The following is a 14,517-nucleotide window of genomic DNA, read 5'->3' on the forward strand; positions in this document are numbered from 1 at the left end:
CGGACACCAGACCGTGGGTGGAGCTGACCTGTTCAACGACTGGCAACACGCAAGAAGTTCCCGAAAGGTTGCTGAGAAGTTCATCCGTTCTGCCGGTTTAACTGAAGAAGCACCCGCGCGCAGCGGGTGCTTCTTCAGACGAAAAGGTCAGCTCGCCGAGATCCTGTCAAGGATCAGGCGCATGTCCGGGCGGTCTGCCTCGGAGCCGATCATGACTGCGCGCTGCACCAGTTCGATGGCGCGCTCCAGCTTCTCAGGGGTATCGGTGAGCAGGGTGGCGATCGGTTCGCCGCGGCGCACCAGCGCACCTGGCTTCACGTGCAGCCGCACGCCCGCCCCGGCCTGCACCGAGTCTTCCTTGCGGGCGCGTCCTGCGCCCAGGGTCCAGGCAGCCAGCCCGATGTCCATGGCGTCCAGCTTCAGCAGCACGCCCTCGGCCGGGGCCACCACCGTGTGCGATTCCTTGGCCACCGGCAGCTTGGCGTCCGGGTCGCCGCCCTGGGCGCTGATCATGGCGCGCCACTTGTCCATAGCCCGGCCATCGTTCAGCGCCGCGCGTACGTCCACGTCCTTGATCCCGGCGCCCGCCAGCATCTCGACGGCCAGCGCGACGGTCAGTTCCACTACGTCTTCCGGTCCGCCGCCGGCGAGCACCTCGACGGATTCCTCCACCTCGATCGCGTTGCCGGCGGTCAGGCCCAGCGGGGTGTCCATATTGGTCAGCAGGGCCACGGTGTTCACCCCGGCGTCGGTGCCCAGGTTCACCATGGTCTCGGCCAGTTCGCGGGCGTTGGACTCATTCTTCATGAACGCGCCGGAGCCGACCTTGACGTCCAGCACCAGGGTTCCGGTGCCCTCGGCGATCTTCTTGCTCATGATCGAGGAGGCGATCAGCGGGATCGATTCAACGGTGGAGGTGACATCGCGCAGCGCGTACAGCTTCTTGTCCGCCGGGGCCAGCCCGGTGCCCGCCGCGCAGATGACAGCGCCGACGGTGGACAGCTGGGAGAACAGCTGGTCGTTGGACAGCTCTGCACGCCATCCGGGGATCGCCTCCAGCTTGTCCAGGGTGCCGCCGGTGTGGCCCAGGCCGCGGCCGGAGAGCTGCGGCACTGCCACGCCGAAGCTTGCCACCAGGGGCGCGAGCGGAAGGGTGATCTTGTCCCCCACGCCGCCGGTGGAGTGCTTGTCGGTGGTGGCGAGGATCTTCCCCGCCGGGTCGGCCAGCGCGGAGAAGTCCATGCGTTCGCCCGAATTGATCATGGCGGAAGTCCAGTGCGAGATTTCCGTGCGGTTCATGCCCTGGAAGAAGATCGCCATGTTCAGCGCTGACATCTGCTCTTCGGCAATCACGCCACGGGTGTAGGCGTCGATGGTCCAGTCGATCATTTCCGCGCTCAGCTCGCCGCCGTCGCGCTTGGTGCGGATGACTTCGACGGCGCTGAATTTCTCGGCAGCCATGGGTGGGCCTCCAATTCTCCTAGGCAGGTGTTAAGCGGTGATGTTGTGCGGGCCGAAGGCCTCGGGCAGCAGGTAGTCGATGCCGACGATTCCCTGGGCCAGCTTGATCTGCAGATTGCGGCCGCGATGTTCGAAGAGCAGCTGCCGGCAGCGGCCGCACGGGGTGATCAGCTCCAGCGGGCCATCGCCCAGCTGGCCGAAGCACATAAAGTAGTCAAGGGTGCCGCCGCCGGTGGCGAACAGTTCGCCGACCATGGAGCATTCGGCGCACAGGGTGACCCCGTAGGCGGCGTTTTCAATATTGCAGCCGGAGACCAGCCGACCATCGCTGGTCAAGGCCGCCGACCCTACGCGGAAGTTCGAGTAGGGTGCATAGGCCTTGGACAGCGCGGCCGCAGCCGCAGCTTCAAGCTGCGGCCACGGCGCGGTGTTGTTTTCCATTGTGTTCCCGTTATTCCTTAACATACGGTTCGCCGACCGAGGCTGGTCCGCGGGAGCGTCCTACCAGGCCTGCCACGGCGAAGATCGTGACCAGGTACGGCATCATGGCCATGAACTGGCTCGGCACCGGGGTGCCGATGATCGTCAGGATCACCTGCAGGTTGTCGGCAAAGCCGAAGAGCAGCGCGGCCAGGAAGGCGCCGATCGGGTTCCAGCGTCCGAAGATCACCGCCGCCAGGGCGATGAAGCCGCGGCCGCCGGAGATTTCCTTGGTGAAGGAGTCGATGGCCACCAAGGTGAAGAAGGAGCCGCCGATGCCTGCCACGATGCCGCCCAGGGTGACATTCCAGAAGCGGGTGCGGTTGACCTTGATGCCCAGGGTGTCGGCGGCCTTCGGGTGCTCGCCCACGGCGCGCACGCGCAGGCCCCATTTGGTCTTGAACAGGCCGAACCAGACTACGAACACGGCAATGTACATCAGGTAGCCGATGACCGACTGGCGGAAGAGGATCGGGCCGATCACCGGAATGGCTGACAGGCCGGGGATCGCGATGACTGGCAGGTGGACCGGCGAGTTGTACAGCTCCGGGTCTTCCTGCATCACGGTGGTGAACAAGAAGCCGGTGATGCCGGAGACCAGCACGTTGAGCACCACGCCGACGATGATCTGGTTGACCACGTACTTGATGGAGAACAGCGCCAGGACCAGGGATACCAGTGCGCCGGCGATGCCGGCGGCGATCAGGCCGAAGAACGCGTTCTTGGTCATCGATGACACCAGGGCCGCGGTGAAGGCGCCGCCGAGCAGCTGGCCTTCAATGGCGATGTTCACCACGCCCGAACGCTCGCAGAGCACACCGGACAGGGAGCCGAAGACCAGCGGCACGGCCAGCACCACTGCGCCGGCCAGCAGGCTGGACAGCGAGATGGTGGTGATATTCGCGCCGGAGACAACCCAGATCAAGAACGACAGGACGAACAGTCCGGAGGCGACGCCGATGATCCAGGTGGCCAGCTGCTGGGCCTTGCTGCGCAGCATCCAGGAATAGGCGGCCACCGCCAGCAGGATCACGCCGATGATGATGTTGCTGACCTTGCCGGGGAATGCCAGCTCGGGCAGGGCGAAGGCGTCGCCTGCGCTGTCCAGCTTGAAGTGCGCGACGTCGCTGTTGCCCATGATTCCGAAGAACAGGAAGACGATGACAGCGATCACCGAAAGGATGATCGGGGTCTTTTTGCTCGGCAGAATGGTTATTGCCGGCTGCAAGGTGGTGGTCACTTGGCACCTGCCTTCACTGGTTCCGATGTTGCTGCGCGCTTCTTCTTGGGATTCAAACCAAAGATGGTCTTCACCAAAGGTGGGGCGGCGATGAACAGGACGATCAAGGACTGCACCACCAAGACGATGTCGATCGGCGTGCCGGTGGCGATCTGCATATTCACCGCGCCTGCTTGGAAGGCGCCGAAGAGCAGGCCTGCAAAGAAGGTTCCCCACGGGGTGGAGCGGCCCAGCAGCGCCACGGTGATGGCGTCAAAGCCCAGCGACCCGGCGATGCCGTTGGTCAGCACCTTTTCGGTGCCGGCGACCTGGGCTACGCCCGCGGCGCCTGCCAGTGCGCCGGCCAGCGCCATGACCAAGATGGTGGTACGTGCGACGTTGACGCCGGCGGTCTTCGCTGCTTCCGGGTTGTGGCCCACGGCGCGGAATTCAAAGCCGATGGTCGAGCGCTTCAAGATCCATGCCACAGCAAGGGTCAGCAGAATTGCCATCACGAAGCCCAGGTGCAAGTTCGAGCCGGGCAGCGAGGGGAAGACCGCGCTGGCATCGAGGATCGGGGAGATCGGGTTGGTCTCCCCCGGGCGGCGGAAGGCCTCGGTGTTCATCAGGTAGTCGATCAGGTACAGCGCCACGTAGTTGAACATGATCGTCAGGATCACTTCGTGGGCGCCGGTCTTTGCCTTGAGCAGGCCGACCAGCCCGCCCCACAGGGCACCGCCGATCAAGCCGAAGATGACTACCAGCAGCAGGTGCAGGCCTACCGGCAGGTGCCAGGCAAAGCCCACATAGCCTGCCATGACAGCGCCGATGATGATCTGGCCCTGGGCGCCGATGTTGAACAGGCCAGCGCGGAATGACAGGGCCACGCCCAGGCCGGCGCAGATCAGTGGGGTGGCCACCGTCAGCGTTTCAAGGAATGGCTTGAACCCCTGCGAGGAGTTGTAGATGGCTCCGTTGAACAGGGCGATGTAGCTGTCTGTTCCCGCGGCCCACACTGCGGAGAAGAAGTCGGAGGGGCGGGCGAAGAGGTAGCCTGCGGTCTCGGCGACCTTCGAATCGGTGGCGGCAATCAGCAGGCCGCCGATGAGCAGCGCCACGAAAACGCCGAGGACGGAGACCAGCCCCGGACCCTGGGTGATCTGGCGGAACAGATCGCTCTCAGATTTCTGCTTGGTCACTGGGCTTCTCCTTCCTGGTGTTCGACGGGAACCGGCTTGGCTTCCACCGGCTCGTTATCTGATTTGGCATATTCGGCCTGGGCGAAGGCTTCCTCGGCGCTGGCGCCTGCCATCATCAAGCCCAGGACTTCGCGCGAGGTGTCCCCCGGCACGATCCCGTTGATCCTGCCCTTGTAGAGCACTGCGATGCGGTCGGCCAGCTCCATGACCTCGTCCAGCTCGGTGGACACGATCATCACCGGGGTGCCCTTGTCGCGTTCAGCCACGATGCGGCGGTGCAGGAACTCGATGGATCCCACGTCCACGCCGCGGGTAGGCTGCGAGGCGATGAACAGCTTCAGGTCGCGGGAGAGCTCGCGGGCCATGACAACCTTCTGCTGGTTGCCGCCCGAGAGGCTGGATGCCGGGTTCAGCTGGTTGTCGGTGCGGATGTCGAAGTCGGCGATCTGCTGGGTCGCGTTCTTCTTGACGGCGCCGAGGTTCATGGAGATGCCCTTGCCGAAAGGAGCCCTGTCGTAGAGGTCGAGCACCAAGTTCTCCTCGATGGTGAACTGGGTGACCAGTCCATGCACCGAGCGGTCTTCGGGGACGAACCCGACGCCGGAGCGCAGCACCTGCTTGACGGACTTACCGACCAGTTCGGTGCCTTCGAGCTTGACCGAACCTGCCGTGACCGGCTGGGTGCCCAGGATGGCTTCAGTCAATTCGGTCTGGCCATTGCCCTGGACGCCTGCCACGGCAAGGATTTCTCCCTGGTGGATGTCGAATGACACCGCATCCAGCGTGGTGGTTCCGGCGGCGTTGACGACGCTCAGATCGCGAACCTGCAAGGTGGCCTGGCCTGGGGCTGCTGCTTCCTTGTAGAGGTTCAGTTCCACCGCGCGGCCCACCATCAGGTTGGCCAGTTCGGTGGTGGATGATTCTGGCGATACCGAATCGATGACCTGGCCGCGGCGGATCACGGTGATCACATCGGAGACCGCGCGGACTTCGCGCAGCTTGTGGGAGATGAAGACGATGGAAGTGCCATTGGCCTTGAGCTGGCGCATGATCTCCAGCAGCTCATCGGTTTCCTGCGGGGTCAGCACCGCGGTGGGCTCGTCGAGGATCAGCACCCGTGCATCGCGCACCAGCGCCTTGATGATCTCCACGCGCTGCTGCACGCCCACCGGCAGGTCTTCGACCAGCGCGTCTGGATCCACGTCAAAGTTGTAGCGGTCCGAGATCTCGCGGATCTTCTTGCGGGTGACAGCCAAATCCAGCACGCCGCCGGCCTTGGTAGCTTCCGCGCCCAGGGCGATGTTCTCTGCCACGGTGAAGACTGGGATGAGCATGAAGTGCTGGTGCACCATGCCGATGCCAGCTGCCATCGCGTCGCCCGGACCGGAAAATTCAACCGGCTTGCCGTCAAGCAGGATCTGTCCCTCGGTCGGCTGGTACAGCCCGTAGAGGACGTTCATCAGCGTGGACTTTCCTGCGCCGTTCTCACCGAGCAAGCAGTGGATCTGTGCGTCGTCGACCGTCAGGTCGATGTTCTTGTTGGCGTAGAAAGAACCGAAGGCTTTCGAGATTCCTCGCAGTTCGAGTTTCACGATTCCACCATCTTCGTTGTTCGTTGTATCAAGTAGTTCAGACTTGGATTGCCCTTGGGCACTCATAGAGCGCGCTACCGTCTCACCAGCGATTGCGGTGGGCGGTAGCGCGCTCCATGGTTAGCGTGCCTTGACTACTTCTTTGGGCTCGCTGGCGATTCAACCTTCAGGTCGCCCTTGATGATGGCTTCCTTCAGTGCGGCAACTTCCTTCTTGGTGTCTTCGGAGACCTTTGAATCGAAGTCGTGGAATGGCGCGATGTCCACGCCGGTGTTCTCCAGGGTGCCGACGTATGGGTCTGCGCTGAACTCGCCCTTGACGTCTGCCGCGATGACATCCTCGACAGCCTTGTCCATGGTCTTGATGACCGAGGTCAGCATGATGTCCTTGTAGTCGGGAGCGGTCAGGAAGCCGTCGGAGTCAACCCATACCAGCATGGCGTCGGAGCCTGCCTTGTTGGCTTCCTGGATTGCGGCGCCTGCGCCCTTGCCCACTGGGCCTGCCACTGGCATGACGACGTCAGCACCGGCGGCGATGAAGTTCTTGGTGACCTGCTTGCCCTTGTCCTGCTTCTCGAAGTCGCCGGTAAAGGTGCCGTCCTGCTTCTTCTTGTCCCAGCCAAGGAGCTTAACGTCCTTGCCCTTGTCTTCGTTGTACTTGGCAACGCCGTCGGCGAAGCCGTCCATGAAGATGGTGACGGTAGGAATCTTCATGCCGCCGAAGGTGGCGACAGTGCCGGTCTTGGAGGTGGCGGCGGCAACGTAGCCGGCCAGGTAGGCGGCCTGAGCCGTGTCATAGATGATCGGCTTGACGTTCTTGATCGGCTCTTTGTACTGGTTGTCGACGATCGCGAAATGCTTCTCAGGGTTCTTCGCCGCTGCATCTGCGGTGGCGTCTGCCAGCAGGAAGCCGACGGTGACGGTCAGGTTGCAGTTTGCACCCATCATGCCGTCGAGGTTGCGGGCGAAGTCGGAGTTCTGCTTGGACTCTGCGTCGCGCACCTGAATGCCGAGATCCTTCTTGGCGTTCTGCAGACCGCGGTAGGAAGATTCGTTGAAGGACTGGTCGTCGAATCCGCCGGAGTCGGAAACGATGCAGCCGATGTAGTCGGAATTCTCGGCCTTAGCGCCTGATTCTTCCGGTGCGGCGCCACAGGCGCTCAAAGTCAAAGCCGAGATGCCGATCATGGCCGCGGCCAAACCGGTCTTGCGCGATACGAAGCGCATCTTTTCCTCCAAAAAGTTATGCGAGATAACCGGGAGTCACGGGGTCTTTCTTCCCGCGTAGGGCACCATTACCCAAGCCCTCCGATTGCACAGCACTGTGCAAACGTTCCCATCGTCTCCATAGCCTATCGGAGATATCACAGACGTAAAGACGCCAAACATTACATTTTGGGCGATATTCAGACGCAAAACGGCAAGCGCTTAACGTCAAAGTCCAAGTCACTAAGGCAATTGATTAACTCAACTGGCCACAGCAAAAACTTTGCCGAATTTTCTGCGTTTGCCCTAATCGGCCACGGCTTCGGCGATCGCCTGCACCGCAGCGGCGCACATGATCCGCACGCCGACCTCGATGCAGCGCTCGTCGGGGATGTAGTCCCCGCGGTGCAGGTCATAGGTCTTCCCGCCCGGGGTGCGGGTGCCCAGGCGCAGCATCGCCCCGGGGACCTTCTGGGTCATCCAGGCGAAGTCCTCCCCACCCATCGACTGCGGGGTCAACTCGATGGCCTCCGAGCCGAATTCGCGGCGGGCCGCCGACTCGATCAGCGCCGTCTCATCGGGGGCGTTGAGCACCGGGGGCACGCCGCGGGTGTGCTGCAGCTTGATCTCCACGCCATAGGGCGCGGCGATCTGGCGCACCGCCGCGTCAAGCAGCTCGCCAGCCTCGTACCAGATGTCCCCGTCCAGGCAGCGCATGGTGCCGGCCAGGTAGCCGGTGGCAGGGATCGCGTTGGGCGCACTGCCCGCATGGATCTGGCCCCAGACCACAGATACTGCCGAACGCACGTCGACCTTGCGGCCGAGCACCGCAGGGACCTGGGTGGCGATCTGGCTCATGGCGAAGACGATGTCTTCGGTCAGGTGCGGGCGCGAGGTGTGCCCGCCGCGGCCGTTGACCTCGATGCGGATGGTGTCGCTGGCCGAGGTGATCGCGCCGATGCGGGTGCCGATCTTGCCGGCGTCGATGCGCGGGTCGCAGTGCAGCGCGAGCACGCGCGGCACGTCGTCGAGCAGCCCCTGCTCGATGACCGAGAGCGCGCCGCCGGGAAGCTTCTCCTCTGCCGGCTGGAAGATCACGCGGATCTTGCCCTGCAGTTCTCCCGCGTCGCGGATCTTGGCCAGGGCCAGGGCGACGCCGAGCATGATGGTGGTGTGGATGTCGTGGCCGCAGGCGTGGGCCACTCCCTCGATGCTTGAGCTGTAGTCCAGGTCGGTTTCTTCAAGCACCGGCAGGGCGTCGATGTCCGCGCGCAGGCCCAGGCAGATGGGGCCCTCGCCAATGTCAACATAGGCGCCGGTCTCCTGCATTTTGACAGGCTCAAGCCCGCCGGCACGCAACACTTCGAGGATCCGCTCGGTGGTCTGGAACTCGGCAAAGGACAGTTCCGGATTGCGGTGCAGTTCGCGGCGGAAATTAATCAACGCAGGCATCAGGGATCGGGTCCATTCGTCCACGGACCTCAAACTGCCGATTTCACTCACTGAAGACACCTTTCGACGATACGCGTCCTGAGCCTAGGGAAGACAGTTTATCCGTAATGTGAATGTCAAAGACGCAACACAGCGCCGGGGCGCCGCCAATACTGGCGGCGCCCCGGCGGCGTGTACTAGGCTTCGCTAACCAGTTCGCTCTGGCGGGCTTCCACAGGATTTTCCTGAATCAGCTCGGCGCAGCGTTCACCGATCATCATCACGGTGATGTTCGGGTTCACGGTGACCAGCTCTGGCATCACCGAAGCGTCGGCCACGCGCAGGCCCGAGACTCCCTTGACCCGCAGCTGCGGATCCAACGGGCTCATCACATCGTCCTCGGAGCCCATGCGCACCGAACCAGCCGGGTGGTAGACGGTGTTGTGGCAGCGGCGCAGGTAGTCGAAGATCTCTTCGTCAGTCTGCACGTCCTTGCCCGGGAACTGCTCCTCGCCGGCCCACTCTGCCATCGGCGACTGGGCGACGATCTCGCGGGCCTTGCGGATGCCGAAGGTCATCACTCGCTTGTCGTGGCCCTCTGGATCGGTGAAGTAACGAGGGTCGACCTTCGGCTTGTCGCGGAAGTCGCAGCTGCGTAGGCGCACGGTGCCGCGCGACTTCGCATGGGTGACATTCGGGGTCAGGCAGAAGGTGTTCTCGCTGGTCGGGTAGCCCCAACGCAGGGTGTGCATGTCGAAGGGCACCGAACCGTAGTGCATCATCAGATCCGGACGGTCGAGGCCTTCCTGGGTCGGTGCGAAGATGCCGATTTCCCACCACTGGGTGGAGGTTTCAACCATCGGCTTCTTAGCCTCCCACTGGATCACGCCTTCCGGGTGGTCCTGCAGGTGTTCGCCCACGCCTGGAGCGTCGACGAGCACCTCGACGCCGACCTCCTTGAGGTGTTCGGCAGGTCCGATGCCGGAGAGCATCAGCAGCTTCGGCGAGTCAATGGCGCCGGCGGAGACGACGACCTCGCGGGCGGCGTTCAGCGTCACGGTGCGGCCAAAGGCCCCGTCCACCACGTCCACGCCGGTGCAGCGCTTGTCGGCGTCGAAGTTCAGCTTGCGCGCCTGCAGCCCGGTGAGCAGGAAGAAGTTCTCGCGTCCCTCGATCGGGTGGATGTAGGAGACCGAGGAGGAGGCTCGGGTACCGTCGGGCAGGCGGTTGATCTGGAAGAAGTTCGCGCCGTTGATGACCGTCTCGTTGTTGTTGAACTTGGCGCGCGGGATGCCTGCCTGCTCTGCGGCGTCCAGGATTGCCACGCCGCAGGGGTCCACCGGCGGCACGTTCATCAGCTTGACCGGGCCCGAGTCGCCGTGGTGCGGTGCATCCGGTCCGGCGTCCTCATTGGTTTCCAGCTTCTTGTACAGGCGGTAGGCCATCTCGGAGTTCCAGCCGGTGGCGCCGAACTTCGACTCCCACTCGTCAAGGTCCTCACGCGGCGCCCAGAAGGCGATGCAGGAGTTGTGGCTGGAGCAGCCGCCCATGACCTTGGCACGGGCATGGCGCATGAACGAGTTGCCGTTTTCCTGCGGTTCGATCGGGTAGTCCCAGTCCAAGCCGGATTCCAGCAGTTCCATCCAGCGGTCCAGCTGCAGCACTTCATCGTAGCCGCGGTCGTCGGGACCTGCTTCAACCAGTGCAACACTCACCGATGGATCCTCGCTCAGGCGAGAAGCCACCGCAGCGCCGGCAGAACCGCCGCCGATCACAATGTAGTCGAAGTCCTTCTTTTCAATGTTCAATTTTTCGCCCTTTCTCGTTACTTCTCGGCAAACCAGCCGGTAACCTGCGGGTTCAGGTTTTGGTAGATGTGCTTTGCTTCCTGGTACTCGGCAAGCCCTGTCGGGCCAAGTTCACGGCCGTTGCCGGACTGGCCAAAACCGCCCCATTCCGCCTGCGGCAGGTATGGGTGGTAGTCGTTGATCCAGATAGTGCCGTGGCGCAGGCGGTTTGCCACGCGCTGCGCCTTGCCGGCGTCCTGGGTCCACACCGCGCCGGCCAGGCCGTACACGGTGTCGTTGGCAATCTTCACTGCCTCATCTTCAGAGCTGAAGGTCTCCACCGTGACGGTCGGGCCGAAGGCCTCGTCCTGCGCCACGCTCATGTCGCTGGTGACCTGGTCGATCACGGTCGGCAGGTAGTAGTGGCCCTGGCTCAGGCCCTCGCCGTCCTCTTCGGTGGCCTTGCGTCCGCCGCAGCGCACGCGGGCGCCCTCGGCGATGCCGCCCTGCACGTAGGCGTGGACCTTGGACAGGTGGTCGGCGGAGATCAGCGGGCCGGTTTCCGACTTCTCGTCGAAGGGGCCGCCCAGGGTGATCTGCTCCGCCTTGCGCACCAGCGCGTCCACGAACTTTTCGGCGATGCTCTCTTCAACCAGCAGGCGGGAGCCTGCCGAGCAGACCTGGCCCGAGTGGACGAAGGCGCCGTTCAGCGCGTTGTCCACTGCCGCGTCGAAGTCCGCGTCGGCGAAGATCACGTTCGGGTTCTTGCCGCCCAGTTCCAGCGCAAGCTTCTTCACGGTGCCTGCAGCGGCCGCGGCGATCTTGCGTCCGGTGATCAGGCCGCCGGTGAAGGAGACCAGGTCAACGTCCGGGTGCTCGGAGAGGATCGCTCCGGCCTTGGAGCCGGTGCCGGTGACCAGGTTGGCCACGCCGGCAGGCAGGCCGAGCTCGTTGAGCACATCCATCATCAGGATGGAGGTGGACGGGGTCAGCTCGGCCGGCTTGAGCACGAAGGAGCAGCCGGCGGCCAGCGCCGGGGCGATCTTCCACGCGGCCTGCAGCAGCGGGTAGTTCCACGGGGTGATCATCGCTGCCACGCCCAGCGGTTCGTAGACGATGCGGCTGAGCACGTTCGCGTCGTTGGCGTCCACGATGCGTCCCGAATCCTGGCCTGCCAGGCGGCCGAAGTATTCGAAGCAGGCGATGATATCGTCCATGTCGATGCGCGATTCGATGATGCGCTTGCCGGTGTCCAGGGTCTCGGCGGTGGCGAACTCTTCCTTGCGCTCGCGCAGTCGGGCCGCGACCTTCAGCAGGAAGGCGCCGCGCTCCGGAGCCTGCACGCTGGTCCATACGCCCGAGTCGAAGGCCTTGCGGGCCGCGGCGATGGCGCGTTCCGAATCTTCCTGGCTGGCGGCCGATACCAGCGCCACCTGCGCCCCGTCGGCCGGGCAGTAGATTCCGGTGGTCTCCCCGGAAGCCGCCGGGCCGAAGGCCCCGTCGATGAAGATCGTTTCTCCGGTGGTCAGCAACTGCTGGTTCGGGCTCTTGGTTAGCGATTCTGCGCTGCTCACGGTCATGAGTTCTCCCTCATCGTTTCTTGTTGGTTCTTGTCTAGGTTTTCGAGTTCTTCATCCAGCACATCGTGGGCCTTCGGTTCGAGGACCGGGATCATTCCGGTGTCGAAGTCCCGCTTCCAGTCGGTCTTCACGCAGCCGTCCTCGTTGATCTGGCTGCGTTCGGCGCTCAGCGACTGGTGGTGGATGAATGCCATATGGGATTCGTACTGGTCCAGCACATCGGCGATGATCTGCTCTTCGGACAGGCCGATCAAATCGTGCCCATGGCTGCCTTCCTGGTTGAAGGCTTCCAGGCGGTAGTAGACATCCGCGCTGGTGGTCATGCGCGCATAGGACGGCATGTTCACGCGCACCGGGTACACCTGGTACTTGAACGGGCGCTGCTCCTTGTGGGTGACGACGATCAGGTCCACCGACTCCAGCTGCAGGCCGCCGACCTGCTGGATTTCCAGCTCGACGTCCACGCCCTGGGCCAGGAATTCCTCGTAGACCTCGCGCAGCGCCGGCTTGACGGTGTCGGTGATGAATGCCTCGGTCTGCTCCAGCCCCGAGTAGCTGACCTGGCGCGAAAGGCGCTGGCGCCAGTTGCGCCGGTCGCTCAGGGAGCTGCTGCGGCTGCTGAGCACCGAGTGCAGCGTGCTGTCGTAGCTATTGGCCAGGGCCGATTCCACGCGCAGCGACTTGTACAGGCCGACCATCACGAAGACCAGCACCACCGAGAACGGCAGGCCCATGATCACTGTGGCCCCCTGCAGGGTCGGCACGCCGCCCACCAGCAGCATGGCCAGGGTCAGGATGCCGATGGCCAGCGACCAGAACAGGCGCACCGGCTTGGAGCCGTCGGCCTCGGAGTCCTTCAGGTGTGAGGTGAAGTTCGCCATCACCAGGGCGCCGGAGTCGGCGCTGGTCACGTAGAACAGCAGGCCGGTAAAGGTGGCGATGCCCGCCACCAGCGGCACGGCCGGGTACTGCTCAAGCAGCGAGTAGAACGCGCGCTCCGGGGTGTTCATGGCGATCTCGCCGAACTGCGCATTGCCGTCCATGATCAGCGCCAGTGCGCTGTTGCCGAAGATGGAGATCCAGGTCAGGATGAAGGCCATCGGCACGATCAGCACGCTGAAAACGAACTGGCGGATGGTGCGGCCGCGGGAGATGCGCGCCAGGAACAGGCCGACGAACGGGGCCCAGGCGATCCACCAGGCCCAGAAGAACAGGGTCCAGCCGTTCAGCCAGGCATCCGGGCGGTCATATGCAAAGGTGTCCAGCGCCATGAACGGGAACTGCGCGAGCATGTCGCCCACATTGCTGATCATCGCATCCATCAGGAACGCGGTCTTGCCGGTGACCAGCACGTAGAGCATCAGCACAATGCACAGGATCACGTTCAGCTCGGAGAGGCGGCGGATGCCCTTCTCCACGCCGGTGAGCACCGAGATGGTCGCCATGACCACCGACAGGCCGATCAGCGCGATCTTCCAGGCATTGTTCTCAGGGACGCCGAAGATGAAGTACAGGCCGTAGTTCAGCTGGGCGACGCCGATGCCCAGCGAGGTGGCGATGCCGAAGATCGTGCCCAGCACCGCGGCGATGTCCACGCCGTGGCCGATCGGGCCGTTGATCTTCTTGCCGAAAATCGGGTAAAGGGCCGAGCGAATGCTCAGCGGCAGGTTGTGGCGGTAGGCGAAGTAGCCCAGCGCCATGCCGACCAGCGCGTACAGGCCCCAGCCGATCAGGCCGTAGTGGAACAGCGTCCACACCAGCGCCTGGCGGGCGGCCTCCGCGGTGGAGCCGTCGCCACGCGGCGGCGCCAGGTACTGGGTCACCGGCTCGGACACCGAGAAGAACATCAAATCGATGCCGATGCCTGCGGCGAACAGCATCGAGGTCCAGGTGAAGAAGTTGAAGGTCGGGCGCGAGTGGTCCGGACCCAGTCGGGTCTTGCCCACCTTGCTCAGCGCCACCAGCACGACGAACACCAGCACGCTGACCACGACCAGGGTGTAGTACCACCCCAGGTTCTTGCCGATCCAGGTGACCATGGCGGTCATCACCGTATCGGCGGATTCCTTGTCGAAGATGGCCCACAGGGCGATGGCCAAGACGCCGATGGCCGAACCATAGAACACCACTTTGTTGATGCGGGTCTTTGGTTCTTCTTGGCTCGGCGAACTCTCGATCATTGGCCCGGGTCTCATCCCGGATTCATTCTCGGTACTCATGGCGTTTGAGCCTAGCAACGGAATTAAGCCAATATCAAGGTCTTGATATATTAGTAATATATATGATAGACATCACATCGGATGGCTATCTAGATTATATATTGCCTAGTCGGATGCATTTCTTGAAAAATAGCTGCATTCATGAAACGCGGGCGCATTTATCACAAAAGATCGACACGACCCTGATCTTTAAGCGTCTGCACCGTCTGTTTCACCCGCTGCGCATGCTCCTTCGTCGTCACCAGCAGCGCATCAGCAGTATCAACAACGATCACATCATCAATGCCGATCAACGCCACCACGCGAGGGCGGTCGCCATAGACGACACCAGTCGCCTGATCCGC

The 14,517-nt window shown here is 63.3% G+C and carries 10 protein-coding genes and 1 pseudogene; all 11 read right to left on the reverse strand.

Annotated elements, in window-relative coordinates:
- Positions 1-147: 147 nt before the first annotated feature.
- Positions 148-1,461, reverse strand: coding sequence for a thymidine phosphorylase (locus tag AUR04nite_RS11755; RefSeq protein WP_141365205.1), 1,314 nt, complete (start codon positions 1,459-1,461; stop codon positions 148-150).
- 30 nt (positions 1,462-1,491) lie between these two features.
- Positions 1,492-1,902: a cytidine deaminase gene (locus tag AUR04nite_RS11760; protein ID WP_141365207.1), complete on the reverse strand. Its 411-nt coding sequence runs from the start codon at positions 1,900-1,902 to the stop codon at positions 1,492-1,494.
- Between the two features lie 10 nt (positions 1,903-1,912).
- A complete protein-coding gene (locus tag AUR04nite_RS11765) occupies positions 1,913-3,181 on the reverse strand; it encodes an ABC transporter permease (RefSeq protein ID WP_174787879.1) in 1,269 nt (422 codons plus the stop codon).
- The gene (locus AUR04nite_RS11770) at positions 3,178-4,359 is read right to left on the reverse strand and encodes an ABC transporter permease (protein WP_141365209.1); all 1,182 of its coding nucleotides are present in this window, start codon (positions 4,357-4,359) and stop codon (positions 3,178-3,180) included. Before AUR04nite_RS11770 ends, AUR04nite_RS11765 begins: the two co-directional genes overlap by 4 nt.
- Entirely contained in the window at positions 4,356-5,951 is a 1,596-nt protein-coding gene (locus AUR04nite_RS11775) for an ABC transporter ATP-binding protein (RefSeq protein WP_141365211.1), read from the reverse strand. The genes AUR04nite_RS11770 and AUR04nite_RS11775 overlap by 4 nt, the downstream gene beginning before the upstream one ends.
- A 134-nt stretch (positions 5,952-6,085) precedes the next feature.
- Positions 6,086-7,177 (reverse strand): BMP family lipoprotein, encoded by a 1,092-nt coding sequence (locus AUR04nite_RS11780; RefSeq protein WP_141365213.1) that lies wholly within the window; start codon positions 7,175-7,177, stop codon positions 6,086-6,088.
- 285 nt (positions 7,178-7,462) lie between these two features.
- Positions 7,463-8,608, reverse strand: coding sequence for an amidohydrolase (locus AUR04nite_RS11785; RefSeq protein ID WP_141365252.1), 1,146 nt, complete (start codon positions 8,606-8,608; stop codon positions 7,463-7,465).
- Positions 8,609-8,784: 176 nt separating this feature from the next.
- Positions 8,785-10,395 (reverse strand): GMC family oxidoreductase, encoded by a 1,611-nt coding sequence (locus tag AUR04nite_RS11790; protein WP_141365215.1) that lies wholly within the window; start codon positions 10,393-10,395, stop codon positions 8,785-8,787.
- Between the two features lie 17 nt (positions 10,396-10,412).
- Positions 10,413-11,948, reverse strand: a complete 1,536-nt coding sequence (locus tag AUR04nite_RS11795; protein ID WP_246055508.1) for an aldehyde dehydrogenase family protein — start codon at positions 11,946-11,948, stop codon at positions 10,413-10,415.
- Positions 11,949-11,950: 2 nt separating this feature from the next.
- Entirely contained in the window at positions 11,951-14,173 is a 2,223-nt protein-coding gene (gene betT / locus AUR04nite_RS11800) for a choline BCCT transporter BetT (RefSeq protein ID WP_407646693.1), read from the reverse strand.
- 161 nt (positions 14,174-14,334) lie between these two features.
- Positions 14,335-14,517, reverse strand: a pseudogene (locus AUR04nite_RS11805) (mannose-1-phosphate guanylyltransferase); the annotation flags it as partial.

This window comes from Glutamicibacter uratoxydans (assembly GCF_006539925.1).
In the GTDB taxonomy this organism is placed as follows: Bacteria; Actinomycetota; Actinomycetes; order Actinomycetales; family Micrococcaceae; genus Glutamicibacter; species Glutamicibacter uratoxydans.

Bases quoted from the DNA above. Each gene is read 5' to 3' on its own strand.
- AUR04nite_RS11760 (WP_141365207.1), bottom strand. From the start codon at position 1,902: ATGGAAAACAACACCGCGCCGTGGCCGCAGCTTGAAGCTGCGGCTGCG.
- betT (WP_407646693.1), bottom strand. From the start codon at position 14,173: ATGAGTACCGAGAATGAATCCGGGATGAGACCCGGGCCAATGATCGAG.
- AUR04nite_RS11785 (WP_141365252.1), bottom strand. From the start codon at position 8,608: ATGCCTGCGTTGATTAATTTCCGCCGCGAACTGCACCGCAATCCGGAA.
- AUR04nite_RS11755 (WP_141365205.1), bottom strand. From the start codon at position 1,461: ATGGCTGCCGAGAAATTCAGCGCCGTCGAAGTCATCCGCACCAAGCGC.
- AUR04nite_RS11780 (WP_141365213.1), bottom strand. From the start codon at position 7,177: ATGCGCTTCGTATCGCGCAAGACCGGTTTGGCCGCGGCCATGATCGGC.